This window comes from Candidatus Pelagibacter ubique HTCC1062 (genome assembly GCF_000012345.1).
Lineage (GTDB): Bacteria > Pseudomonadota > Alphaproteobacteria > Pelagibacterales > Pelagibacteraceae > Pelagibacter > Pelagibacter ubiqueversans.
In genome coordinates this window covers 509,728-534,587 of sequence record NC_007205.1, presented here as the reverse complement: position 1 = coordinate 534,587, position 24,860 = coordinate 509,728, and the positions used below count along the sequence as shown (strand labels likewise).

The following is a 24,860-nucleotide window of genomic DNA, read 5'->3' as shown; positions in this document are numbered from 1 at the left end:
ATTAGTTTTATGCTCTTTTTGAAATTTTTTTGAATTTATTTTTAACATATATTTCAATCAATAAATGTATAATTGTAAAAAAAATATCTATGAAATTTTTGAATTTTATAGAAGTTGAGTTTTCTGACCCTGTATTCATTTCTCCTGATATTTCATTAAATTTTAATCCACTTCTTAATAGTTTAATATTTACTTCACTTACATAAGCAATACCATTTGAAAAAATTTTAATTTTTTTTAATTGTTTCAATGGCCAAACAAATGGTCCTTGTAGATAAAAAGCGTAAACTTTGAATATCGTGCAGCAAGTTAAATTGAACATTGTTGATAAAAAAGCTCTAAAAATACCTTTCATTTCTCTATTTGTAAAAAAACTAATTACTAAATCTGACTTTTTAGAGGCATTAATAAGTTTTATAATTATATTTTTACTTAAATCGTTATCTCCACTAATTAATATTAGTTTTCCACTATTAGGAGAAGTTGATACAAATTTTTTTACATTATTTGCAATCCCTAAATTTTTTTGATTATGACGAAGAATAACTCTTTTATTTATTTTTTTAATTTTTTGACTAATCTCGAATGTTTTATCTACACTTCCATCATCAATTATATAAATCTTATAATTCTTAATATTTGTATGCTTAATTACATCAATTAATTCTTTGTATGTTTTGTATAAATTTTTTTCCTCATTTAATGCCATAATTAAAAAATGATATTTCATTTATGCTAAAATGGACTTTAAAAATGAATAAAAACTTTTTTTTGTAATATGCTTTTGATGAGCTAAATACTGTACTTTCAATGCACCAGCAACATTTCCAACAAATGCAATTTTTTCGGGATCTTTGTTTTCAGAAAAAAATAGAGATGAGATTGCAAAAAAAGCGTCTCCTGCTCCAAGTGTATCTATAGCTTTATTGGTAAATGCTGGAACATATTTAATTAATCTCTTTGAATTGAATGATCTAGTTCCATTTGCCCCATATGTAATTGACACTATGTTAGTTTTAACTTCTTTAAGAATTTTTTTTGCTATTTTGTTAGTATCTCCAAACCTTTCAAATGTTCCTAACCTTGCCTCTGGCTCATCTAATGTAAGATAATCACATTTATTATATTTATTAAAATAATTAAATCCAAAATTTGAACTATTTGTTTGTACATTTAAACAAAGCTTTTTAGAATTTTTTTCCAAAAAATTCCTTATGTTTTGAGTCATTAAACCATGTCCAAAATCATTTATCAATACTACATCATAAGATTTTATATTTTTAGTTAGAAAATCTAATATTTTTTTTTCTAGACTTTTATCGATATAATTAAAATTGACAATATTAGATTGAAATAATTTTTTATTACTTGTATCAAGATATCTTGTTTTAATATTATTATCTCTATCCTTTGAGGTAAAATACTTAAATTTACAGTATTTACGAATATGGTTTATTATCATTTTATTTTTATTACTTTTTTTACCCAGCACTGAAATAATTTTAACATTATTTGAAAAACTTGATAAATGTTTTGCAGTTGCTAATATACCACCATAGTAGATTGTTTTTTTTTCTTCTTTAACCGAAATCAATTCTTCTTTGGGTGATTTTGCCAGTGCTATTGTTTTTATATATTCATCTAAAATCACATCTCCGATTACAAGTATTTTTTTATTCTTAAATTTCTCAAATATTTCAAAATACTCTTTAAATTTGTTCTTAAATCTAAAATTTTCTTTAAACTTTTTTAATTCATTATTTTCTTCGTCAAAAATTGAGTTAATTATATTAGAGGAACTCATCACTTTTTCGTTAGTGTAGACAATTTTTCCTTTATTCTTTTTTAAAGCTTTAAATTCTAAAGAAATTGCATTGGTATAATCATTATCATGGTTTTTATACTCAATACCTTTTGAATAAAAGTTTGGTTTAAGCTCATTAATAATTTCAATAGCCGTGGGATTATCCACAACAACTACATAATCAACAAAATCTAGATGAGATAGTAAAATAGCTCTTTTTTTTTGATTGTACAATGGTCTATTGGGGCCTTTTTTTATATATCTGTCAGAGGTAATTGAAACAATCAAAATATCGGCTATTGATTTAGATTTCTTCAAGTGTTGCAAATGGCCATGATGAAAAAAATCAAAAGTTCCATGCGCAAGAACAATTTTTTTATTTTTTGTTTTTTTTTTTAACTCATTGAGCTCATCAAATTTTATAATCTTACTCATACAATTTTTTTATAACTTTTAAATTTACATTATTATCATTAGATTTGAATTTCTTTTTATTAAAAAAATTTAACAATTCTGATATTGCAAAATCAACATTTCTTTTTGGCTTAAAACCAGTTTTTAATAATTTAGAAGAATCAAGTCGATATGATCTTGGATCATTACTTTTTAAAATTTTAATTTTACATGAAGTTAATTTTTGTATTTTTTGTGCAATATTTAAAACAGATAAATTTTCAAAACCTGCATTAAATATTCCCTTAACTTTTTTATTTTTTAATAAAAATAAATAAATATCAACCATATCACTTATATGAATGTTTGGTCTTATCTGTTTGCCTCCAAAGACAGTAATTATCTTATTTTTGTATGCTTGATATGTTAAAATATTTACGGTCACATCTAATCTTAATCTGTTTGAAAAACCACATACAGTTGCTGGCCTAATGGCTACTGTTCTAATTTTACTTGAGTATGTTTCCAGAATTTTTTCTGTTACCATCTTCTGCTTATTGTAATCTGAAATAGGAAGAAGATTAGTTTTCTCTGTGACTTTAAGTTTTTTACTTACACCATAAACACTTCCAGATGATGCATAAAAAAAGTTTTTTATTTTCTTTTTTACACAAATTTGAAGAATCTTGTAAGTTGCTAAAGGTCCAACTTCCCATGCTAATTTTGGATTTAACTCAGATGAGGGATCATTAGATATTGAAGCTAAATGAATAACTGTGTCTATATTATTAAAATATTTTTCCTCAATGCTTCTTATATCCTTTTTAATTATAGTTAAATTCTTATTTTTCTTTAACTTATTTCCAAACCAACAGGTATCAATTACAATAACCTTATAATTATTATTTAATAATCGAGGCACAAGCTGTACCCCTACATATCCACATCCACCAGTAACAAGAATATTTTTCATTAAAATTTATAAATTAATTGTGCTATTTATAACATTTATATGAATAAATTAATAAAAATATCAAAAAAAATAAGATTTACAGTATGTGAGCTTAGTCACAAAGCGAAAGCTGCTCATTTGGGGTCATCACTATCGTGCGTAGATATACTAAGTGTAATATTTTTTTCAAATCTACTCAAATTTGATATTAAAAAAAATACATTAGATAAATTTATATTAAGCAAAGGTCATGCTGCAACAGCATTATACGCATGCCTAGCATTAAAAGGTTTTATAAGTGAAAAAGACTTAATAAAATATGGTAAGAATAACTCGATTTATGAAGAACATCCTAATAAGAAAATTAATGGTGTAATTTGTTCTACAGGTTCTTTGGGGCATGGCTTATCATTTGGCTGCGGCGTTACTCTTGGGGAAAAAATAAAAAAAAAAAATAATAAAAACCTAGTTTTATTGAGTGATGGTGAATGCAATGAAGGATCTGTTTGGGAAGCAGCAGGTTTTGCTTCTTCAAAAAAATTAAATAATTTAATTGCTTTAATAGATTTTAATAACTGGCAAGCAACGGGAAGATCAAAAGAAATTTTTGGTGGTGAAATGAAAGAAAAATGGAAAGCATTTGGTTGGGATATTCAAGAAATTAATGGAAATGATGTTAATCAAGTATACAGAGCTATAAAAAAAGCAAAAAAAAGTAGGGAAAAGCCTACAGCAATTATTTGTAATACTATCAAAGGCAAGGGTATAAAATTTATGGAAGATGACAATAATTGGCATTATCGTGTACCAAATTCAAAGGAGATAAAAATGATAAAAAAAATTATAATATAATGAGAAACACTTTTGCAAGGGTAATTACTAAAATTACAAAAAAAAATAAAAAAATAATTTTGTTAGCTGGAGATATTGGCAATAAATTGTTTGATGATTTTAAAAATAAATTTCCAAAAAACTTTTATAATTGTGGGGTAGCAGAAAGCAATATGACAACAGTTGCAGCAGGTTTGGCGTATAACGGATATCAACCTATAACTTATACAATAACATCATTTAATACTCTTAAAACGATAGAACAAATCAAACTTGATATATGCTATCAAAATCTTCCAGTAATAATTGTTGGTGTTGGATCAGGTTTAAGTTACTCAAATTTGGGAACAACCCATCATAGTATCGAGGATATTGGGATGTTAATGAATATTCCAAAATTGAATATTTTTGCGCCAGCTGATCAACAAGAATTAGAGATTTTACTGCCTCAAATTATTAAACAAAAAAAACCAGCTTATTTAAGAATTGGAAAAAAAAATGAAAGAACTGTTTATAATTCATATAAATGTAAATCAAAAATTGGAAAAATAACTCAAATAATAAAGGGTAAAAATATATGTATTTTAGGATATGGGAATATCTTAAGAAATTGTCTTGATGCTCTTGATGAATTAAGTAAAAAAATTAACCCCTCAATATACAATGTGCACACTCTTAAACCAATAAACAAAAAACAAATTAAAGAAATATTAAAAAAATATCACAAAATTTTAATTGTTGAAGAGCACTACAAGCATGGTGGTCTTTATAATCTTGTTTCAGAAATTAAAGTTAATCAAAGAATAAAAGATAATGTTATTTTATCATTAAACGCTGGAGAAGATTATATTATAGGAAGTGGAGATATCAAAAATACTCATAAAAAATTAGGATTAGATAAAAATGCAATTGTAAAAAAAATGAATTTTCTAAATAAACTAAAATGTTAGTAGGTATTGATCTTGATAATACAATTATAAATTATGATTCAGTTTTTAAAAACATACTAAATAAAAAAACGTCTATAAAAGATAATCACAAAAAAATTTTGAAAAAAAAACTTCAGTCCGTAAGTTTAAATTTATGGACAAAAACTCAGGGTGAAGTTTATGGAATGTATATTCATAGGGCAAAATTAAGTGATAATTTTCAAAAATTTTTAGATTTTGCGAAAAAAAATTCTATAAAAATTATCATAGTAAGTCACAAAACTAAATTTCCAATTATTGGAAAAAAAATTAATTTACACAATGCAGCAATAAGTTTTTTAAATAAAAATATTAAAAGGTACAAATTTATTAAAAATAAAGATATTTTTTTTGAAGAAACTTTAAATAATAAACTTAAAAAAATTAAAGAGTTAGATTGTGACTTTTTTATTGATGATCTTAATAAAATTCTTAACCACAAAAAATTTTCTAAAGTAACTGAAAAAATTTTTTTTGGGAAAAATAAAAATAATAATTTAAAAAATAAAAATTGGAGTCAGATTATAAAACTTTTTAAAAATAAGATTAAAAATTTAAATAATATAGAAAATAATAATAAAGTATTTCAAATCTATAATAAACTTAAGATTGTGGTCAAGAATTTTGGTAATGAAAATTCTTTTAAGAATGAATTAAAATTTTATCAATATTTAAAAAAGAATAATTTAAATGTGACACCAAAAATACTAAAAATTTCTCATAATAAAAAATCGATTAAATATTCTTTTATCAAAAAAAAAAATAATTTGAAAATTGATCAATTAATATTGAAAAATATAAAATTTATAAATAATATTAATTATTTTGACATTAAAAAAAACAACTTTAGTTTAGCTAAAGATGTCTGCTTAAATGGTAAATCTTATAAACTTGAACTATATAAAAGACTCAAATCTTCTAAAAGAATATTAGAAAATATTAAATTAGAAGAATCTAAATTGTTATCTAAAAAGTTATTAGAAAAATTTCAAATTTTAGTTAAAAATAGCTATTTTGATAAAATTCCTAAAATTAAAAAAAATGAGCTGATATTATCTCCTTGCGATTATCATTGGAGAAATATGATAATTAATAATAAAAAAATATTTTATATAGATTTTGAATATTCTGGTTTAGACGATATTTCAAAATTATTTGCAGTATATTTTTTACAACCTGAAAAGAAAATCTCTTTAAGATTTTATTTTAAATATATAGAATTTATTAATAAACTTTTTAAACTGAATAAATCACAATATCTTAGAATGTCATATTTATTACCAATAATTTATTTAAGGTGGAGTTTTATATTGATCAATAAAATCTTAAAAAAAAAAAGTCAAGTGAATAAGCGATATCAATTAGTTAAGGTGCTAAATTATTTATCTAGTAGAAATAACTATTTTGTACTTTATAAAAAGTTTACTTGATATTAAAGGACTTATATATTCATACTTAATCTCATATGATTAATTCATATTATTAATTAGACTTAAGTTTTTATTTTTGATCATCAAAATACTTATTAAGAATTTTAGCCATATAAATCATATCATTTTTTTCATAACTTTCATGCATTGGAATAAAAATTGAGTTATCTTTAATGTATTTAGCATTTGGAGTTTTAAATTCTGACAAACCTAATGAACTATCATTATTAATTAAATATAAACCATAGCCCACAGCATCAATTTTATTTGCCAACAAATATCTATGAAATTTATAAATATCATTCTTATTGTTGTTAATATTATTGTATATTACTAAATGAAAATAAACAGATTTGTTATAGTCTAAACTACCTGTTGGAATATTTGATTTTACTTTTTCTGAAATATTTTCAATTAAAATTCGAGCAAGATATCTTCTTTTTTCAATACCTTTATCCAATAATCTATAAGTTTTAATTGCTGGGGTCGCATGAATATCGGAAAAAATCCAAAAAATAGTATTTGGCCATTCTTCTCTTATTACAGGCGAATTTAACATATAATCTGACATACTATTAATTCTAAATTTAGGTTTGTGAAAATTGTCATAAATTTTCTTATTAGTTTTAATTAATAAGACAAAAATATAGTAGGTGAAAAAATTAAAAATATATTTTGATGTTGCAATAGCAGCTAGTAATTGAAAAAAACAATGCCTAATTAAAAAAAATCTGTTCACTTTTTTTATGTTTAAATAATAATCTTTTTTAATTTTTTTAAATAATTGATTATCATCTGTTATTAAAAATCCTCCACCGATAGAAGCAAAGCACTTTCCAAAAGAAAATGAACCAACGGAAATATGACCTTGTGACCCAAGCAGTTTATTATTAGTATCTCTTGCTCCATAATTTTGTGAAATATCTTCAATTAATTTAATATTTTTTTCTTTACATATTTTTAATATTTCTTCTAAATCTGGAACCATTCCACTTAAATAAGTAATATGAATAACTTTCGTTTTTTTTGAAATTTTTTTTTTTAGGTCTGTTATAGAAATACAATGAGTATTTATATCCAAATCAACTAAGATAGGTGATAGATTATTTAACTTTATACAATTAACTGTGTCGGCAATGCATAAAGGGGTGATAATTATCTCATCATCTTTATCTAAATTTAAATGTTTCAACGTATAATAAAGACCTATTCTCCATGTTGACATTAGGATACAATTTTTTCTTACCCAATAACTTTTAATTATTGATATAAGTTTTTCAGTTTGAGCAGACTCTTTTTTAATGTCTCCAAATAACATACGAAAAAAAGTCATAAATAATGTCATTAATGGTATAAAAACTTTATGTCTGGGATATTTCATATTATATAAAGATTTAATTATGATAAAATTATTAAACATTCTTCAAAAACTTACAAGAAAAATTCCCTTTTTTTACTATTATGTAAGAAAACTTATTGGATATAATCCAATTTTAATAAAAATATTTTATGATAAAGAATTAAAAGTTTTAGAAAAAATAAAAAATAAAAATTTAACTATTATTGATATTGGTAGCAATGATGGAATTTTTTTAAATTTAATCCTATCTCTAAAAATAAAAGTAAAAAAAATTTTTGCTTTTGAGCCAAATCCTCTTAATGAGTTTAGTCTTTCAAAAATAGATAATAAAAATTTAAAAGTATTCTTTCTAGGATTAGGAGAAAAAAAGAATATGCTAAACTTATATGTCCCGTTTTATAAGGTATTATTTAAGAAAGTATATCTCACTTCATATTCATGTATTGTAAAAGATAAAGCTAAGAATGATTTAAATAAAAGTTTTAGTAAATATTTTAGGAAAAAGTTTGAGTATGAGAAATTTTTCATTAAAATCGTAAAGTTGGACACATTTAATTTAAAGCCTGATTTTATAAAACTAGTAGCTGGTGGTTTTGAATATCAAATTATTAAAGGGTCTATTAAAACTTTGAAAAGATATAAGCCTGTACTATATTTAGATCCACATAGTGTTAAAGTAAAAAAATTATTAACAAATCTTGGGTACAATAAGCTATATTTAGATCTTAAAACTTATAAATTTCTTAAGATAAAAAAGAATAATAACTCTGACCAATGTTTTTATATCCATAAACAAAATAATATATTTAATTAAAAAAATTTTATTATAAAGTCATCATTTAATTAAAGTAATTTCCAATGATATCAAATAAATGTTAGATTTTTTAAATAACGTAAAACCAAAAACAATCAAATATTATTCAAGATTTAATATCAATGATAAGAAAAATAAAGCTCATCATATCTATCCAAAAAATATAACAGAGTTAAAAAAAATTTTTAAATATGCTAAAACAAAAAAACAAAAAATTTTATGTGTAGGTAACTCAAAAAGTTGGTTTGATACTGTTAGTAATAGACATGGAATAATCATAAATTTAAAAAAATTTAATAGACAAATTAAACTTAATCGTTCTAAAAACCTTTGTGTGTCCTCAAATGTTACACTTGAAGAGATTTATCAATTTTTAAATCCTCTTAATTTAACTCTCTATAATCTTCCTGGTTATTTAAATATTACTGTAGGTGGATGTATATCTAATAACGTCCATGGTAAGGATAGCTTTAAGTTTGGTACTTTTGCTGAGAATATTATTGATTTTACAATACTGCTTCCTAATGGGAAGATCAAAAAATGTAGTAAAATGATTAATAAAGAAATATTTTATGCTGCTATTGGTGGATTAGGATTAATAGGAATTATTTTAAATGTAAAATTGAATGTTAAAAAAATTACATCTTATGTAATTACTGAAAATCATAAATGTAAAGATTACAAACAATTAATTGACGTAATTTATCAAGACAAAGATAAATACGATTATATTTATAGTTGGGTGGATACAGTTAGAGGAAGAGGAATAGTTTTTAAAAGCAAACATATAAATCTTAATAGTACTGAATTTAAAAAAAATAAGATTAAAAAAAATCTTAATAATTTAAAACATTTAATTATCAAATTTTTTTTATCTCAGATTATGAAAAGAGATTTTATGAGCTTTTTAAATTATATCTTTTTTATTATTAATAAAAGATTCAGTAAAAAAATTGAAAATATAAAAGATATTGTTGAACTTTCTAAGGTAAACGCAATAGATCTCCCAAATTTAATTTACCCTAATTCATTTGTGGAAATACAATTTATTATACCTAAAAAAAAAATTAGGATTTTAAAAAATTTTTTAAAACTTTTAAAAAAAGAAAATTTAAGTGCTTTAATTACTGGAATTAAGATTCATAAAAAAAGCATTGGTTATTTAACATTTGCTGACGAAGGTATCAGCATAAGTATTAACATTATTTGTAATTATAATGATAAAGATAAAATCAGTAAAATAAAAAAAATTAATAATTATATAATCAAAAATAAATTAAAAATTTATTTAGCAAAAGATTTTTTCTTAGACAAGTCAGATATTAACTTGATTTACCCTAATTTTAAGAAATTTTTGAATGTTAAAAAAAAATTTGATAAGCAAGATCTTTTATATTCTGATTTTTTAAGAAGAATTTCTTAAAATTATAAATAATTAAAAGCCATATACTGCCTTGATTGCCCACCATCTGGCTGAAGAATTGATCCATGAAAAAATGAAGCTTTTTCAGAACATAAGAAGACAATAATACCTGTTAATTCATCCACTGTTCCAAACCTACCAATAGCAGTTCTATTTTTCAAATATTTTTTTGCATGCAAGCTTTTAACTGTTTTCTTGTTCCAGTGACCTCTTTCAGTCGCAATAATACCAGGCGCGACAGCTGTCATTACAATGTTTCTTTTTTCTATTGCTAATTGTCTGCCAACACTTCTAGTATAAGCAGTTAGTGCAGCTTTAGATGCATTAAAAGTCGAAGGACCACTTATTTCTGTCCCTGCTATAGAGGTAATATTAATAATTCTTCCCCAATTTTTTTTTTTCATATCATTAATAAACATATTATTTACATTTACTGCTGTAAAAAAATTTAAATCCATTACTTTTTTCCAGTTATTTATATTTGTAAAAGGATCTTTTATATCTAACGTATGGCCCACATTGTTAATCAATATATCAATTTTTTGATATTTTTTTTTTATATTTTTATAAAGTGTTTCAAGTTCGCTAGAGTTAGTAATGTCTAAATTGTAACCAAAAATGTTTCCACTAGGATGTTTGGAAATTTTTTCAATATCTTTTTTATTTCTAGATGTTACTACAACTTTAGCATTAGAGTTTGCTAGAGCAATAGCAATCCCCTTACCCAATCCAGTGGCACCACCAGTCACAAGGGCAGTTTTTCTTTTTAGATCAATATTCATTATAGCGTCATGCTTGGGATTATTATTATTTTAGCATTTTTTAATCTACATATCTCTACAAGTTTTCTTGTTGTCACTGAAGAGGCTGTTGAACATATAACTGCAACTGCATTTGATAAATCTGCATTTTTTAAACTAGAAATTTTTGTACTTAAATTTGGATAAAACTTATTTAATTTATTTTTGTCATCATCCAGAATACCATCAAAGTCTTTTAATAAATTGTTTAAATGATAGTTTACTAACGGTAGCATTAAACCTGCTCCTATTCCATAAACCTTACTTCCTCTTTTTTGATATTTTTTAATAATTTGTATTAAATTTTTCATATACATTTTATAGTCATAATAAATATCTGATAATTTTCCATTAAATTTTTGAACATTTTTATTTTTGATGTTATCTTTAGATTTCTTAAAATAAATCATTAAAGAGCCATAATGAAGTTCTCCAATATCGTATTCTTTAACATCGAATTTAATTTTTTTTAATAATTTTGAAATTGAATTTATTGAAAAAAAATTAAAATGCTGATGATGAATTTGATCAAAAGCTCTTCTATCTAATAAACTTTCACAACTTGGGAATTGAAAAAAATACTTAGTTTTATCATCACCAAAACTTGTGAGCATTTTAATAAATTTCTTTGGATCTTCTATGTGTTCTAAAGTATGACTACAAACTACTATGTCTGGTATAAAATCGATTTCATTAATAGATGTATTTTCTAAAAATTTTTTGATATATTTTATTTTTTTTAAACTGCTATCTGGTTTAATGCATGGATCGATTGTACAACCTGATCTAATAAATTTTTTCATTTTTTTTATTAAATAAAGATCGTTTGCTCCTATTTCTAAAATATTATATTTTTTATTTTGGTCAATATTACTTTTTATGAATTCATAAAATATGTCGTTTGTATATCGACCAGAATATGAATTTGTTGATGAGGTTAAATAATCTTTATTATAAAAATGTGATGTATCATATTGGTTTTGTAATTGCATATGATGACAACTTTGGCAATAATTTATTTTTTGATCAAATAATATTTTTTTTTTATAATTTGGTGATCTCAAGAAAATTTCTGTAATTGGTAATCTTGGTAAATCTATAGAATTGTGAGTAAAAAAAAATTTTTTACAAATATTGCATTTATCTTTTATTTTAAATTTCATCTTATTTTAGTAGTAAAATACATTATTTGAATTTGATTAAAGGTTTTCCTGTGATTTGACCAGAAATCATTTTTTTTATAACCAAGTTTATTTCATTTATTTTATATGTACCTTGAATAAAATTATTACATGATATCTTATTTTTTTTCAATATTTGATTAAATTTTGAAATATCTTTGTCTGGATCAAATTGTCCTCCTTTAGATCCTTTAATTTTCTTTCCTAGATTTATCTCTAATGGATTAAGTTTAGCAAGTTTTCCCTTTTTAGTGACGCCAATTAAAATTTGTGTCCCATTAGATTTTAATATTTTAAAACCAAGGTTTAAAATATCTATATTTCCTGAACATTCAAAAAAATAATCTACTTTATTTTTAAGTAAAGTTATTTTTTCATATGAATTATTTTTGATTAAAAAAGATTCATGAGCTCCTCTTTTTTTTGCTAAACTGACTTTTTTATTATTATTATCAATTGCAATAATTTTTTTTATTTTTTTTGCAGATAAAATTTCTATTATAAATTGACCTATCAAACCACACCCAGCAACTACTACGCATGAATTCTTATTGATTTTAGTAATTTTTTCAACTGATCCTATGGCCGTACTTGCAGTACAGCCAAGTAAAACTGCAACATTGTCATCAAAATTTTTTTTAATTTTAGTAAGTCTATTTTCAGATATGATTGCATATTCACTAAAGGTTGTTATTTTTCCTGCATTTAATAGTTTATTTTTCCATAAATATTTAGGATTTTCTGCTTCTATACCTTTTGAGGGCATCCAATGTAATAAAACTTTATCATGTTCATTTACTTTTTTTACAGATTTATGTTTTTGGATTACAACTCCAACGCCCTCATGTCCAAGTAAATGTGGTAAATATTCATCTTTTCCTTTTACTCCTTTTATTTCACCAATTTGAGACCCACAAACTCCAGTTAAGTTTATTTTTATTAAAACCTGTCCTCTAAGAAGTTTTGGTGGAAAATAAAAATAATCAATTATAAGTTTGTGATTTTGTTTTGTTAGTATTGCGCCTAATGATTTTTTAACCTTCATAGCTTTTATTCAAAAAAAATAAATGAATAATCACCTCTATAATTGTTTTGATTAAAAATCCATTTCCACTCTTCTGTATTGAAAAACGCTTCACAAGTCACTTGCCAATATAATAAATTTACTTTTTCTGTCTCATTTCGATAAGACTCTACACAAAGATATTTTTTTTCTTTTCCAACTCGTTCTATTTCTTGTAATGCTGAAAATAGATCAAAGCAGTACAAATTATGCAAAGTATTTATACTTAAAACCAAATCAAACTCTTTATCAGAATATGGTAATTTGTTTGCATCTCCTATCTTTAAGTATTCTTTTACCTCTTCTTTTGCATTTTTAATTGCATAACTTGAGATATCTAGTCCTCTTATAATTACTCCAGGTACTTGTTTTTTTAATTCATATAATAAAAAACCCTTTCCACACCCAATATCTAAAATTTTGTTACCTGGTTTTATTTTATAAAAATCTATAATTTTTTTTGCTATTGGCTCCCACCTTCCATCATAATAGTAACCTCCATAATTAACATCTCTTGAACCATCCCAGTAATCAAAATCCCATTTTTTAGCTTTTACCGCTGCCTCAGATTTGTTTATCTTATTTACTCTGGCCAAATAGTCTCTTTTGGTTTGTTTATGATGGTTTGTTATAAAATCAATTTCCATATTTTATTTATTTATTATATACAGCTAAGATATCAAAATACTTTAATTAAAGATGAAAACAACTGATTTATTAGCACAAGTTTTAAAAAAAAATAATCTTAAGTGTGCTTTTGGTTTACAAGGTGGGGCAGTTGTTCATATTTTTGATTCATTAATTAAAAAAAATATTTCTGTAACATTTACTCATCATGAGCAATCAGCAGCGTTAGCTGCTGTCTCATATGCAAAAAGTGTAAATGGAATAGGCTGTGTCGTGGTAACTACAGGTCCAGGCTCGACAAATTCAATTACAGGCTTACTGGCAGCTTGGCAAGATTCTATTCCTGTAATTTTTATAAGTGGCCAAGCTAGGGCTATTCATACGTCTTACAAAAAAAAGGTCAGACAAGTGGGCACTCAAGAAGTTAATATTTGCGACATAGTGAGGCCAATAACCAAATATACTACGTTTATAAACCAAACAAAAAACTTTCAAATTGAAATTGATAAGGCAATCAAAATTGCGATTTCTGGTAGACCTGGTCCTGTCTGGATTGATATTGCACTCGACATTCAGTGGCAGAACATTCCATTATTAAAAAAAATTAAAAAGATAATCCCAAAAAAGATAAAAATAAATCAAACTAAAAAAATAAATAAATCTATAGATTTAATAAATAAATCAACAAATCCACTATTTATAATAGGTTATGGTGCTGTTCTTTCTGGCATAGATAGAAAAATCATTAATCAAACCCTGATAAAGAAATCAATTCCAAGCGTATTAACTTGGAATACTGCAGATTTAATTCCTACAAATAATAAATATAATTTAGGTATAGTTGGAATGAGTGGACAAAGAGGTGCCAATAAAGCTGTATTTAACTCGGATCTAATTGTGTGCTTAGGAAATCACCTATCAATACCCCACACCACAACTCTTTATAAAAATTATGCTCCAAATGCAAAAAAAATAATAATAAATATTGATAAGGATCAGCTTAAAAATCTTAATGTTAAATTTCATTTAAAAATAAATATGGATTGTAAAGATTACCTACAAAAAATTATAAAAAATCTTACTAAAAAAAAAACCTATCAACTAAAACAATTTAAAAAACTAAATTGGTACGAACCTTTAGAAAAAAAAATACCCAACTCAAATTCTTTTATTAGAAAATTAACTACTAAAATAAAAAATAAGAAAAATATTATAATTGATGGAGGTGGAACAGCTCTATATGCAGGTTTTCAAAGTTCAGTAATTGATTCCAAAACAAAAATAACTTGCTCATCTGCTATCTCATCAATGGGTACAGGATTATCAGAAACAATAGGTTCACATAAATCTAAAAAATTTTATAAACATATTTGTATAATTGGTGATGGTAGTTTTTTAATGAATTGCCAAGATTTACAAACTATTTATCAAGAAAATATTAATGTTTTAATAATAATAGTAAATAATAATGGTTATCTTGCCATAAGACATACGCAAAAAGAATTTCTTAATGAAAGATATTTTGGTACACATCCAAGTGATGGTATTTCTTTTCCAAATTTTTCAAGATTAGCAAAAGCATTTAAAATTAAATATAAAAAAATTAATACAATTGATAAATCAAAAAAATTTATACAGAATTGTAATAAAATTAAAGGACCAATAATAGTTGATCTCATTGTTGACGAAAGTCAACCGTCATTATTCAAACAGGGTTATAAAAAAAATGCTGATGGCTCCTTTGCGCCATCAGACTTGAGTGAAATGTACCCATTTATAAAAGATCCAATATCTAATACTAATAATTAATGAAAGTTTATATAATTGGTGCATCAGGTTTAATAGGGAAAAATTTATTTTTAACCCTAACAAAAAAATATAAAACTATTGGAACTTATAATTCAAATCGAACAAATAAAAAATTTGTCAAATTTAATATGAAAAAAGACAAAATTACAAAAATTAGTAAAGAGATAAAAGAAAATGATATATTTATTATTCTATCAGCATATTCAAACCCAGGATGGATTTCTCAAAACAAAAGGGAAGCAAATGATCTTAACGTATTAACAACAAAAAAACTAATTGATCAAATCATTAAACTAAAATGTAAAATAATATTTATGTCTTCGGTTGAAGTATTTGATGGAAAAAAGAAATATTTCCTTGAAACCGATAAGCCTAAGCCATTGAATTTTTATGGTAAGGCAAAATATAAAATTGAAAAGTATATCCAAAAAAAAACTAAAAACTATTTGATATTAAGAACTAGTTGGAATAGTGATGAGGTGCTTCATGGCAGGTGTGTAATAGAGTTAACCTACAATAGTATTAAAAAAGACAATGCTAAAATGGCCAAGGATAACTTATTTTCAATAACAAATGTTAAGGATACATGTTCAATAATTGAAAAACACTTAATGTCAAAAAGCAAAATTCTTCATATCGCAAACAAAGAGAAAATTTCAAGATCTATTTTAGCTAAACGAATAAAAAAATATTCAAAAAATAAATTAAATTTTAAAATTGTTAAATATTTGAAGATTAATTACTTGGAGCCTAGATCAAAAATTAATTTGTTAAAAAGCAATGATAAAGTCATAAGAAAATTTAATTTCAAAAAAATAAACAGTCTAATTGAAAGAAAAACTAAATTACTGGATGCTGTCTAGTTTGTATATTTTTCTTTAGATCTCAATTCATTTGAATAAATATTAATAACTTTTTCTACACTAATTGTTTTATAAATACGATTTAATTTAACAGATGAAATAATATAATTTAAATCTTTATTTTTCTTTATTTCTATTTTAGATTTTGATTTTAATTTTAACTTTAGTAGTTTAACAACATTATATGATTTCAAGATATTAGAACATGAAACTAAAAAAATATCAGAATTAATTTTAGACTTTGATAATTTCATAATAATTTTTGGCAATTCAGATGCGTGCATAAAATTATTAAATTTAGAATTTGATAAGATAATTTTTTTATTTTTTTTTATTTTATTGGTAACTGAATTTATCCAACCATGTGTTCCTAAACCAATAATTGCAGGTAATCTTAATATTATTGTTGGAAAACTATTTAATAAAATCTTTTCAGCTATTAATTTTGTATATCCATAAATTGATGGATCATTGATAATTGTATTTTCGTTTAGTACACTTTTTTTTACTTCACCATAGATATCTCTTGATGATAGATAAAAAACTTTTTTAAATTTTTTACCCTCCAATGTTTTAACAAGGTTATTTGTTGTTAATATGTTTGAATTTACATAATTTTCTGAAGACATATTAAGCCACGCAGAGCCTGCTAAATGAATTATTACATCAGGCTTGAAGTCTTTTAGTTTTAAAGGTTTCTTACTAAGGTCATGGCTAATCCATTTATGATTTTTATTTTTAATCTTTGGGTCGCTTCTGGATGTAGATAAGATTTTGTGATTATTTTGCAAAAGGTTTAAAATTATATATTGACCAATATAGCTACTTGCACCAGTTAATAATATTTTCATTAGCTATTATATATTGTCATTTATTTTTTGAATTAAAAGGCCCTTGTTTGATTTCGTGGTAAATTACGAATTTAGACAAAACTTCTACCGAATGAAATTTATTTTTATTTATTCTAATAATGGGATTATTCTTTGCGTCTAAAATAACTTTTTTAATTAATCTACCATTTAAGTTGTGAATATTAATTCTTTTTTTTCCTGTAATAATGTTAATTATTTCTTCTTTTTTTTTATGTTTGTGCATTGTGTAATGAGTTCCTTTCCATAGAAAAATAATCATATTATGAAATTTGTCTTTTGGTGAATTGTGCATGCACAAAAAAACATTTTGTCTATTTACTTTTGCAGCAATTTTAATGCATTTTAAAAGTTCAAGGTTTACCTCTACGAAATCATTTTTTTTTTTAGGGTAAAAAACTAAGTTTTTAAGATTTTGTATTTTTTTATAATTTTTTAATAACATTTTTATTTTTTTTAATAAATGAATTTATTTTCGAGATTTCATTAAAATTTGCAGACCACTTAGGATAAATTATATCAGCTTTAGAAAGAAATGGCCCAGTTACTGTTTCATGATAAATTAAATATTCACTTGTGGGTACTAAAAGGTGAAACTTAGATGATGAAAGTCTATAAAAAATTTGATTATTTTTTTTAGATAAGCTTATGTAGCCAATTGGCTTTCCATTATCTTTAAAAAAATAAACATCCATTGATCCCTCTACTATATGGTAAGATTCACTTCTTTTACCCGGATGTTTATGTACTGGTACAACTGCATTTTTTTTAAAGCAAATCATCATTTCATGAGTAAGATGACTGTTATTTTTGTGGAATAAAATCCTATAACTTTTATTATTTGATTTATCTGCTTTAGTTTTAAGAATTTTTATATATTTTGATTTTAGAACAAAAATATCACTAAATACTCTTTCTGTGTAATTAGATATTTTTTTTTTATTTATTATTATTTTCATTTTATTAAAGTTTACACTTAAAAAATTACAAAATATTAACAATCTTTATAGAATCTACGGTTAAAAATCTATAAAATGTGACGGTTTCGAAAGTGTACAAGGTAATATAAATAAAATTAAGCAATCTTGTAATCGTTCCAATCATCTGCAGTAGATAGAAAAGCAGTAAAATATAATATGCAAAAAATCAGCTGTGTTGGTTAATATTAGTAAGCAGTTATTTAATAAGCTAATAAAATTTATAAAGGAATATCTATTTTATTTAAAACAAACAAATAGACATGAAAAAATAAGAAAAAAATAAAAATTTTAATTTTAAAGTTTTTTATAATAAAAGATGTAAATTGTTTACTCTTTGTAACCAAATACTTTTAAATGTATGATAACTTTTCTCACACAATTTTGAATATCAATATATATTTTCTATAAAAATTTTTTTCAGTGCATAAATCAAGCCAATTGAGCTATTAGTACTGGTCAGCTACACGCATTACTGCGCTTCCACATCCAGCCTATCAACGTGGTGGTCTACCACGGCTCTATAGGAAGAACTAGTTTTGAGGTGAGTTTCCCGCTTAGATGCTTTCAGCAGTTATCTCTTCCATACTTAGCTACCCTGCACTGCGGCTGGCGCCACAACAGGTCCACCAGTGGTATGTTCAACCCGGTCCTCTCGTACTAGGGTCAACTCCTCTCAATTCTTCTACACGCATAGCAGATAGGGACCGAACTGTCTCACGACGTTCTGAACCCAGCTCACGTACCACTTTAATTGGCGAACAGCCAAACCCTTGGGACCTGCTCCAGCCCCAGGATGTGATGAGCCGACATCGAGGTGCCAAACACTGCCGTCGATATGAGCTCTTGGGCAGTATCAGCCTGTTATCCCCGGCGTACCTTTTATCCGTTGAGCGATGCCCCTTCCACTCAGAAGCACCGGATCACTATGACCGACTTTCGTCTCTGCTCGACTTGTCAGTCTCACAGTCAGGCAGGCTTATGCCATTGCACTCTACGAACGATTTCTGACCGTTCTGAGCCTACCTTCGCACGCCTCCGTTACTATTTGGGAGGCGACCGCCCCAGTCAAACTACCCACCATACAATGTCTCGCTGCCGGATGACGGCTAGCGGTTAGATGTCAAGAAAAACAAAAGAGGTATTTCACTGGTGACTCCACAAAAGCTGACGCCTTTGCTTCAAAGTCTCCCTCCTATGCTAAATATGTTTTTCCTAACACCAATGTAAAGTTGCAGTAAAGGTGCACGGGGTCTTTCCGTCTAACTACGCGAACTCCGCATCTTCACGGAGAATTCAATTTCACTGAGTTGATGTTGGAGACAGCGGAGAAATCGTTACGCCATTCATGCAGGTCGGAACTTACCCGACAAGGAATTTCGCTACCTTAGGACCGTTATAGTTACGGCCGCCGTTTACTGGGGCTTCAGAAGTTAGCTTGCACCAACCGCATTAACCTTCCAGCACCGGGCAGGCGTCAGACCCTATACATCCACTTACGTGTTAGCAGAGCCCTGTGTTTTTGATAAACAGTCGCTTCTCCCTGGCTTGTGCCACCCTTCCATAGTTGCCTACAAAAGGGTCTTCCTTATCCCGAAGTTACGGAAGCATTTTGCCGAGTTCCTTCAACATCATTCTCTCAAGCGCCTAAATATACTCTATTAATCTACCTGTGTCGGTTTCGGGTACGGTCTTCATGATGGAGCTATTTCTTGGGACCTCTTCGCGGCAAGTTCAATCCATTAAGAACTCACAACTTACGAAATCCGTCACTACCATCAGGTCAAGGAATATTAACCTTGTTTCCATCGACTACGGCTTTCGCCCTCGCCTTAGGTGCCGACTAACTCTACGCGGATTAACCTTGCATAGAAACCCTTAGATTTTCGGCGACGAAGTTTTTCACTTCGTTTATCGTTACTTATGTCAGCATTCGCACTTCTGATACCTCCAGGATCCCTCACGGGTATCCCTTCGCAGGCTTACAGAACGTTCCGCTACCCCTTACAAAGTTCGAAAACTTTGTAAAGCCACAGATTCGGTACATGATTTTAGCCCCGTTACATCTTCGGCGCAGAAACTCTATTAGACCGGTGAGCTGTTACGCTATCTTTAAAGGATGGCTGCTTCTAAGCCAACCTCCCGGCTGTTAAGGAATTTCCACATCCTTTCACACTTAATCATGATTTTGGGACCTTATCTGGTGGTCTGGGCTCTTTCCCTCTCGACCATGGACCTTAGCACCCACAGTCTGTCTGCCGAAGAACAATGTCTAGCATTCGGAGTTTTATTAGGTTTGGTAAGAATCTCTTCCCCCTAGCCCATTTAGTGCTCTACCTCTAAACATCTATTTATTCGACGCACTACCTAAATAGTTTTCGCGGAAAACCAGCTATCTACGAATTTGGTTGGCCTTTCACCCCTTACCACAAGTCATCCAAAGACTTTTCAACGTCAACTGGTTCGGTCCTCCGGTTGGTGTTACCCAACTTTCAACCTGCTCATGGTAAGCTCATTCGTTTTCGGGTCTAATTCATTAAACTAATCGCCCTATTAAGACTTGCTTTCGCTGCGCCTACACCTAGATGGCTTAAGCTTGCTTAATAAATTAAGTCACTGACCCATTATACAAAAGGTACGCCCTCACCCTAAAAAGGGCTCGGACTGATTGTAGGCATGCAGTTTCAGGTTCTATTTCACTCCCCTAATAGGGGTTCTTTTCACCTTTCCCTCACGGTACTAGTTCACTATCGGTCACTGAAGAGTATTTAGGCTTAGAGGGTGGTCCCCCTATATTCGAGCAGGATTTCTCGTGTCCCGCTTTACTCAAGAATTTTGTTAGACATTACTCATACGGGACTATCACCCTCTATGGTTAGCATTTCCAAACTATTCAAATTTTTCTAACAAAACTACTGGCCTACTCCGCGTTCGCTCGCCACTACTAACGGAATCTCAATTGATTTCTTTTCCTCTGGTTACTTAGATGTTTCAGTTCTCCAGGTTGTCTCTTTAAACCTATGTATTCAGTTTAAAGTACCACATAAAGTGGTGGGTTTCCCCATTCGGAAATTTTCGGATCAAAGCTTACATACAGCTCCCCGAAACTTATCGCAGTATATCACGTCCTTCATCGGCTTTCAGTGCCAAGGCATCCACTACACGCCCTTAAACGCTTGATTTATGCACAGAAAAAAATTCTTTTAACAGAAAATTTATCTATGTTGTGATCAAATTTTTATTTTGAACATTAAATAATAACTTTTAATGTTCGGATATAGATATTGATATAAATTATTTTTATTTACAGTTTTAATAACTAAATGTTTCCTGGTGGAGGATAGCGGGATCGAACCGCTGACCTCCTGAATGCAAATCAGGCGCTCTCCCAGCTGAGCTAATCCCCCAGTTAAGTATGGTGGGCCGAGAAAGACTCGAACTTTCGACCCCACCCTTATCAAGGGTGTGCTCTAACCAACTGAGCTACCGGCCCTACAAGAAGGAAACATTACTTTAAGAAGAGAAATGAGGACGGTCAACATTACCGATGTATATTATTTAGAGTGAAATTTTACTTTCACTCATCCTTAGAAAGGAGGTAATCCAGCCGCAGGTTCCCCTACGGCTACCTTGTTACGACTTCACCCCAGTCGCTGACTATACCGTGGTCAAGGGTTTAAAACCTTGCCTTAAGGTAGAACCAACTCCCATGGTGTGACGGGCGGTGTGTACAAGACCCGGGAACGCATTCACCGTGGCACGCTGATCCACGATTACTAGTAATTCCAGCTTCATGCACTCGAGTTGCAGAGTGCAATCCGAACTGAGGCATCTTTTCGGGATTTGCTTAACGTTGCCGTTTTGCTTCCTGTTGTAGATGCCATTGTAGCACGTGTGTAGCCCAACACGTAAGGGCCATGAGGACTTGACGTCATCCCCACCTTCCTCCAGCTTATCACTGGCAGTTCTTTCAGAGTGCCCAACTTAATGATGGCAACTAAAAGTGAGGGTTGCGCTCGTTGCGGGACTTAACCCAACATCTCACGACACGAGCTGACGACAGCCATGCAGCACCTGTGTTTCGTCCGGCCGAACCGAAAACTCTAATCTCTTAGAGTCGCGACGAACATGTCAAGTGTTGGTAAGGTTCTGCGCGTATCTTCGAATTAAACCACATGCTCCACTACTTGTGCGGGTCCCCGTCAATTCATTTGAGTTTTAACCTTGCGGTCGTACTCCCCAGGCGGTGTGTTTATCGGTTTCCCTGCGACACTGAAAATAAATTTCCAACGTCTAACACACATCGTTTACGGCATGGACTACGAGGGTATCTAATCCTCTTCGCTACCCATGCTTTCGTTCCTCAGTGTCAGTAATGATCCAGAAAGCTGCCTTCGCAATTGGTATTCTTTCTAATATCTACGAATTTCACCTCTACACTAGAAATTCTGCTTTCCTCTATCATACTCTAGCTGAAAAGTTTTGATGGCAGTTCCAGAGTTAAGCTCTGGGATTTCACCACCAACTTTTTCAACCACCTACGAACTCTTTAAGCCCAGTAATTCCGAACTACGCTAGGTCCCTTCGTATTACCGCGGCTGCTGGCACGAAGTTAGCCGGACCTTCTTATTCGGGTACAGTCATTTTCTTCCCCGACGAAAGAGCTTTACAACCCAAAGGCCTTCTTCACTCACGCGGCATCGCTGCATCAGAGTTTCCTCCATTGTGCAAGATTCCCCACTGCTGCCTCCCGTAGGAGTTTGGGCCGTGTCTCAGTCCCAATGTGGCTGATCATCCTCTCAAATCAGCTATTGATCATAGTCTTGGTAGGCCATTACCCTACCAACAAACTAATCAAGTGCGGGCTCATCCAATGGTGCATAAAGCTTTCTCCGTAAAGACTTATCCGGTATTAGCACAAGTTTCCTCGTGTTATTCCAGGCCAAAGGGTAGATACCCACATGTTACTCACCCGTCTGCCACTAAGTATTGCTACTTCGTTCGACTTGCATGTGTTAGGCGTGCCGCCAGCGTACGTTCTGAGCCATGATCAAACTCTCAAGTTAAAAAACGGCGCACACTAGCTTCATATATAAATTGTAAGAATACAATCCATACGATTTTGAAGTGTGTACGACAAATTTTGGTAACCTTAACCGTCCACACTTCTCTTCTTAAATTTTTACTTTTTAAATAGCTAATTGGGTCTAAAACGCCCAATAATCCTCACTAATCTATTGAGTAAACAATAATTTTACTGAGAAAGTGTGCTGCTTATAAGCTAAAATAAAAGTAAATCAAGCATTTAGCATTTAAATAAATGCTCAAATATATCAATAAATACTAGGTTTTTTTTGATTTTTAGTCATTACTAAATTAATAATTCAAAGTTCAAGATGATATTTAGTTCAAATAAAATAATAAAAATAATAAAAAAAAATATTGAGATTACTTTTCTTTTCTTACTATTGTTAATTACGATTTCAAGCACCAACATCTATAATGAAAAAAAAGTATTAATAGATGAAAATTACAAAAATTTAATAAATAATATTTATTTCCAAAAAAGTATTAACGAAATTTTTGACAATCTAGTTCCAAGATATAAAAATATTGATCATAAAATTTCTAGTGGTGAAACCTTTGATAAAATTTTAAATAATTATTCAATACCAAATGAAGAAATTAATCAGATCAAAAAAAAATTAAATTCGGATTACAATATAAATAATCTTCAGCCAAATCTTGAAATAAAAATTACTATCGACCAGTCAAATAATAAAAAAATTACTTCTTTTTTATTTCCAGTTTCTAGAACAGAAAAAATTCAATTAATAAGAAATCTAGATAATAACCTTTTTGAAAAAAAAACAATTATTACAAATTTAAATAAAAAAATTATTTTTAAAGAAGGGAAAATTACACAAAGTTTATATAAAACAGCTATTGATTTGAAAGTTCAGCCAAATGTGATTATTGAGTTTGCAAGAATTTATGGATTCCAGGTTGATTTTCAAAGAGATATTAGAAAAAATGATAATTTTCAAATCATGTATGAAGTGTTTGAAGACGATGAGGGCAAAGTATTTGAAACAAGTAATATAATTTTTGCAGATCTAAAGCTAAGTGGAAAAAATAATGCATTATATTATTTTGAAAAAAAAGGAAGTGAAGGACACTATGATGAAAATGGTAAGAGTGTTGAAAAAGCATTGATGAAAACTCCTATTAATGGTGCAAGACTTTCTTCTGCATTTGGAATGAGAAAACATCCTATAGATGGTTTTAATAAAATGCATAGAGGAACTGACTTTGCAGCCCCAATGGGCACTCCTATTATGGCATCTGGAAGTGGACTGATAACGAGAGCGAGATGGTGTGGTGGTGGTGGAAATTGTATTAAAATAAAACATAATTCAACTTATGAAACTATTTATGCTCATATGAAAAATTTTGCTAGAGGAATAAAAGAGGGAATAAGAGTAAAACAGGGTCAGATAATTGGTTATGTCGGGTCGACTGGAAAATCTACAGGTCCACATCTACATTATGAAGTAGTTGTAAATGGAAAGAAGGTTAACTCTCAAAAATTAAAGTTGCCTTCTGGCAAAACACTTAAAGGAAAAGAAAGAGAAATATTTGAGGTAGAAAAAATTAAATTAGATGTTTTAAAATCAGAATTAATTATTGGATAAA

Annotated in this window: 19 protein-coding genes, 2 tRNA genes and 2 rRNA genes; 8 read left to right on the top strand and 15 right to left on the bottom strand. The window is 28.1% G+C overall.

The annotated features are described in order from the left end of the window. Nucleotides 1–7: 7 nt before the first annotated feature. From SAR11_RS02745 to SAR11_RS02735, 3 genes are read right to left on the bottom strand one after another with little or no spacing between them, the layout of a single operon-like run. On the bottom strand, nucleotides 8–730 hold the full coding sequence (locus SAR11_RS02745) for a glycosyltransferase family 2 protein (RefSeq protein ID WP_006997364.1): 723 nt from the start codon (nucleotides 728–730) through the stop codon (nucleotides 8–10). After that, nucleotides 731–2,239 carry a PfkB family carbohydrate kinase gene (locus SAR11_RS02740; protein WP_006997365.1) on the bottom strand — a complete coding sequence of 503 codons (1,509 nt, stop codon included), beginning with the start codon at nucleotides 2,237–2,239 and terminating at the stop codon, nucleotides 731–733. It lies immediately after the preceding gene. Next, the gene (locus SAR11_RS02735) at nucleotides 2,232–3,170 is read right to left on the bottom strand and encodes an SDR family oxidoreductase (RefSeq protein ID WP_011281777.1); all 939 of its coding nucleotides are present in this window, start codon (nucleotides 3,168–3,170) and stop codon (nucleotides 2,232–2,234) included. The genes SAR11_RS02740 and SAR11_RS02735 overlap by 8 nt, the downstream gene beginning before the upstream one ends. Before the next feature lie 39 nt (nucleotides 3,171–3,209). Between SAR11_RS02735 and SAR11_RS02730 the strand changes: the two genes are divergently transcribed. Genes SAR11_RS02730 through SAR11_RS02720 form a run of 3 tightly spaced genes read left to right on the top strand, consistent with a single transcriptional unit; the run spans nucleotide 3,210 to nucleotide 6,378 of the window. Then, nucleotides 3,210–4,001 carry a transketolase gene (locus SAR11_RS02730; protein WP_006997367.1) on the top strand — a complete coding sequence of 264 codons (792 nt, stop codon included), beginning with the start codon at nucleotides 3,210–3,212 and terminating at the stop codon, nucleotides 3,999–4,001. Then, nucleotides 4,001–4,930 (top strand): transketolase family protein, encoded by a 930-nt coding sequence (locus SAR11_RS02725; protein WP_006997368.1) that lies wholly within the window; start codon nucleotides 4,001–4,003, stop codon nucleotides 4,928–4,930. Before SAR11_RS02730 ends, SAR11_RS02725 begins: the two co-directional genes overlap by 1 nt. After that, nucleotides 4,924–6,378, top strand: a complete 1,455-nt coding sequence (locus SAR11_RS02720; protein ID WP_011281776.1) for a hypothetical protein — start codon at nucleotides 4,924–4,926, stop codon at nucleotides 6,376–6,378. The genes SAR11_RS02725 and SAR11_RS02720 overlap by 7 nt, the downstream gene beginning before the upstream one ends. A gap of 70 nt (nucleotides 6,379–6,448) precedes the next feature. Here the strand turns inward: SAR11_RS02720 and SAR11_RS02715 are convergent, their stop codons facing one another. After that, entirely contained in the window at nucleotides 6,449–7,711 is a 1,263-nt protein-coding gene (locus tag SAR11_RS02715; protein WP_236608327.1) for an aminotransferase class V-fold PLP-dependent enzyme, read from the bottom strand. A 67-nt stretch (nucleotides 7,712–7,778) separates the two neighbouring features. Between SAR11_RS02715 and SAR11_RS02710 the strand changes: the two genes are divergently transcribed. Together SAR11_RS02710 and SAR11_RS02705 are read left to right on the top strand one after the other, a co-directional pair. Beyond that, on the top strand, nucleotides 7,779–8,552 hold the full coding sequence (locus SAR11_RS02710) for an FkbM family methyltransferase (protein ID WP_006997371.1): 774 nt from the start codon (nucleotides 7,779–7,781) through the stop codon (nucleotides 8,550–8,552). 58 nt (nucleotides 8,553–8,610) lie between these two features. Beyond that, nucleotides 8,611–9,975, top strand: coding sequence for an FAD-binding oxidoreductase (locus tag SAR11_RS02705; protein ID WP_006997372.1), 1,365 nt, complete (start codon nucleotides 8,611–8,613; stop codon nucleotides 9,973–9,975). 2 nt (nucleotides 9,976–9,977) lie between these two features. Here SAR11_RS02705 and SAR11_RS02700 read toward each other — a convergent pair whose 3' ends face one another. The 4 genes from SAR11_RS02700 to SAR11_RS02685 are packed head-to-tail and all read right to left on the bottom strand — an operon-like array spanning nucleotide 9,978 to nucleotide 13,666. Further along, nucleotides 9,978–10,757, bottom strand: coding sequence for an SDR family NAD(P)-dependent oxidoreductase (locus tag SAR11_RS02700; protein WP_006997373.1), 780 nt, complete (start codon nucleotides 10,755–10,757; stop codon nucleotides 9,978–9,980). Next, a complete protein-coding gene (locus tag SAR11_RS02695) occupies nucleotides 10,757–11,938 on the bottom strand; it encodes a class I SAM-dependent methyltransferase (RefSeq protein WP_011281775.1) in 1,182 nt (393 codons plus the stop codon). The genes SAR11_RS02700 and SAR11_RS02695 overlap by 1 nt, the downstream gene beginning before the upstream one ends. A 22-nt stretch (nucleotides 11,939–11,960) precedes the next feature. Next, on the bottom strand, nucleotides 11,961–13,001 hold the full coding sequence (locus SAR11_RS02690) for an MDR/zinc-dependent alcohol dehydrogenase-like family protein (protein ID WP_006997375.1): 1,041 nt from the start codon (nucleotides 12,999–13,001) through the stop codon (nucleotides 11,961–11,963). Between the two features lie 5 nt (nucleotides 13,002–13,006). Further along, on the bottom strand, nucleotides 13,007–13,666 hold the full coding sequence (locus tag SAR11_RS02685) for a class I SAM-dependent methyltransferase (protein ID WP_006997376.1): 660 nt from the start codon (nucleotides 13,664–13,666) through the stop codon (nucleotides 13,007–13,009). Between the two features lie 52 nt (nucleotides 13,667–13,718). On the opposite strand from SAR11_RS02685, the gene SAR11_RS02680 reads away from it, so the two are divergent. Continuing rightward, nucleotides 13,719–15,455: a thiamine pyrophosphate-binding protein gene (locus SAR11_RS02680; protein WP_011281774.1), complete on the top strand. Its 1,737-nt coding sequence runs from the start codon at nucleotides 13,719–13,721 to the stop codon at nucleotides 15,453–15,455. Beyond that, nucleotides 15,455–16,318 (top strand): sugar nucleotide-binding protein, encoded by an 864-nt coding sequence (locus SAR11_RS02675; RefSeq protein WP_006997378.1) that lies wholly within the window; start codon nucleotides 15,455–15,457, stop codon nucleotides 16,316–16,318. The genes SAR11_RS02680 and SAR11_RS02675 overlap by 1 nt, the downstream gene beginning before the upstream one ends. Here SAR11_RS02675 and SAR11_RS02670 read toward each other — a convergent pair. The 7 genes from SAR11_RS02670 to SAR11_RS02640 form a co-directional block, all read right to left on the bottom strand. Beyond that, entirely contained in the window at nucleotides 16,315–17,169 is an 855-nt protein-coding gene (locus SAR11_RS02670; RefSeq protein WP_006997379.1) for an NAD-dependent epimerase/dehydratase family protein, read from the bottom strand. The genes SAR11_RS02675 and SAR11_RS02670 overlap by 4 nt on opposite strands. Nucleotides 17,170–17,185: 16 nt before the next feature. Then, nucleotides 17,186–17,632: a WbuC family cupin fold metalloprotein gene (locus SAR11_RS02665; RefSeq protein ID WP_006997380.1), complete on the bottom strand. Its 447-nt coding sequence runs from the start codon at nucleotides 17,630–17,632 to the stop codon at nucleotides 17,186–17,188. Beyond that, nucleotides 17,613–18,146, bottom strand: coding sequence for a WbuC family cupin fold metalloprotein (locus tag SAR11_RS02660; protein WP_011281773.1), 534 nt, complete (start codon nucleotides 18,144–18,146; stop codon nucleotides 17,613–17,615). The genes SAR11_RS02665 and SAR11_RS02660 overlap by 20 nt, the downstream gene beginning before the upstream one ends. Before the next feature lie 446 nt (nucleotides 18,147–18,592). Continuing rightward, a 23S ribosomal RNA gene (locus SAR11_RS02655) occupies nucleotides 18,593–21,346 on the bottom strand. Between the two features lie 149 nt (nucleotides 21,347–21,495). Further along, a tRNA-Ala gene (locus SAR11_RS02650) sits at nucleotides 21,496–21,571 on the bottom strand. Between the two features lie 9 nt (nucleotides 21,572–21,580). Then, a tRNA-Ile gene (locus SAR11_RS02645) sits at nucleotides 21,581–21,657 on the bottom strand. A gap of 98 nt (nucleotides 21,658–21,755) precedes the next feature. Further along, a 16S ribosomal RNA gene (locus tag SAR11_RS02640) occupies nucleotides 21,756–23,230 on the bottom strand. The 16S and 23S rRNA genes sit together here with 2 tRNA genes alongside, the layout of an rRNA operon. A 330-nt stretch (nucleotides 23,231–23,560) precedes the next feature. Here SAR11_RS02640 and SAR11_RS02635 point away from each other — a divergent pair. Beyond that, on the top strand, nucleotides 23,561–24,859 hold the full coding sequence (locus SAR11_RS02635) for a M23 family metallopeptidase (RefSeq protein ID WP_011281772.1): 1,299 nt from the start codon (nucleotides 23,561–23,563) through the stop codon (nucleotides 24,857–24,859). Nucleotide 24,860: the final 1 nt, after the last annotated feature.

What these genes read in the sequence shown, in the direction of transcription:
- SAR11_RS02745 (WP_006997364.1), bottom strand. Translation starts at nt 730, where the DNA reads ATGAAATATCATTTTTTAATTATGGCATTAAATGAGGAAAAAAATTTA.
- SAR11_RS02740 (WP_006997365.1), bottom strand. Translation starts at nt 2,239, where the DNA reads ATGAGTAAGATTATAAAATTTGATGAGCTCAATGAGTTAAAAAAAAAA.
- SAR11_RS02735 (WP_011281777.1), bottom strand. Translation starts at nt 3,170, where the DNA reads ATGAAAAATATTCTTGTTACTGGTGGATGTGGATATGTAGGGGTACAG.
- SAR11_RS02730 (WP_006997367.1), top strand. Translation starts at nt 3,210, where the DNA reads ATGAATAAATTAATAAAAATATCAAAAAAAATAAGATTTACAGTATGT.
- SAR11_RS02725 (WP_006997368.1), top strand. Translation starts at nt 4,001, where the DNA reads ATGAGAAACACTTTTGCAAGGGTAATTACTAAAATTACAAAAAAAAAT.
- SAR11_RS02720 (WP_011281776.1), top strand. Translation starts at nt 4,924, where the DNA reads ATGTTAGTAGGTATTGATCTTGATAATACAATTATAAATTATGATTCA.
- SAR11_RS02715 (WP_236608327.1), bottom strand. Translation starts at nt 7,711, where the DNA reads ATGACTTTTTTTCGTATGTTATTTGGAGACATTAAAAAAGAGTCTGCT.
- SAR11_RS02710 (WP_006997371.1), top strand. Translation starts at nt 7,779, where the DNA reads ATGATAAAATTATTAAACATTCTTCAAAAACTTACAAGAAAAATTCCC.
- SAR11_RS02705 (WP_006997372.1), top strand. Translation starts at nt 8,611, where the DNA reads ATGTTAGATTTTTTAAATAACGTAAAACCAAAAACAATCAAATATTAT.
- SAR11_RS02700 (WP_006997373.1), bottom strand. Translation starts at nt 10,757, where the DNA reads ATGAATATTGATCTAAAAAGAAAAACTGCCCTTGTGACTGGTGGTGCC.
- SAR11_RS02695 (WP_011281775.1), bottom strand. Translation starts at nt 11,938, where the DNA reads ATGAAATTTAAAATAAAAGATAAATGCAATATTTGTAAAAAATTTTTT.
- SAR11_RS02690 (WP_006997375.1), bottom strand. Translation starts at nt 13,001, where the DNA reads ATGAAGGTTAAAAAATCATTAGGCGCAATACTAACAAAACAAAATCAC.
- SAR11_RS02685 (WP_006997376.1), bottom strand. Translation starts at nt 13,666, where the DNA reads ATGGAAATTGATTTTATAACAAACCATCATAAACAAACCAAAAGAGAC.
- SAR11_RS02680 (WP_011281774.1), top strand. Translation starts at nt 13,719, where the DNA reads ATGAAAACAACTGATTTATTAGCACAAGTTTTAAAAAAAAATAATCTT.
- SAR11_RS02675 (WP_006997378.1), top strand. Translation starts at nt 15,455, where the DNA reads ATGAAAGTTTATATAATTGGTGCATCAGGTTTAATAGGGAAAAATTTA.
- SAR11_RS02670 (WP_006997379.1), bottom strand. Translation starts at nt 17,169, where the DNA reads ATGAAAATATTATTAACTGGTGCAAGTAGCTATATTGGTCAATATATA.
- SAR11_RS02665 (WP_006997380.1), bottom strand. Translation starts at nt 17,632, where the DNA reads ATGTTATTAAAAAATTATAAAAAAATACAAAATCTTAAAAACTTAGTT.
- SAR11_RS02660 (WP_011281773.1), bottom strand. Translation starts at nt 18,146, where the DNA reads ATGAAAATAATAATAAATAAAAAAAAAATATCTAATTACACAGAAAGA.
- SAR11_RS02635 (WP_011281772.1), top strand. Translation starts at nt 23,561, where the DNA reads ATGATATTTAGTTCAAATAAAATAATAAAAATAATAAAAAAAAATATT.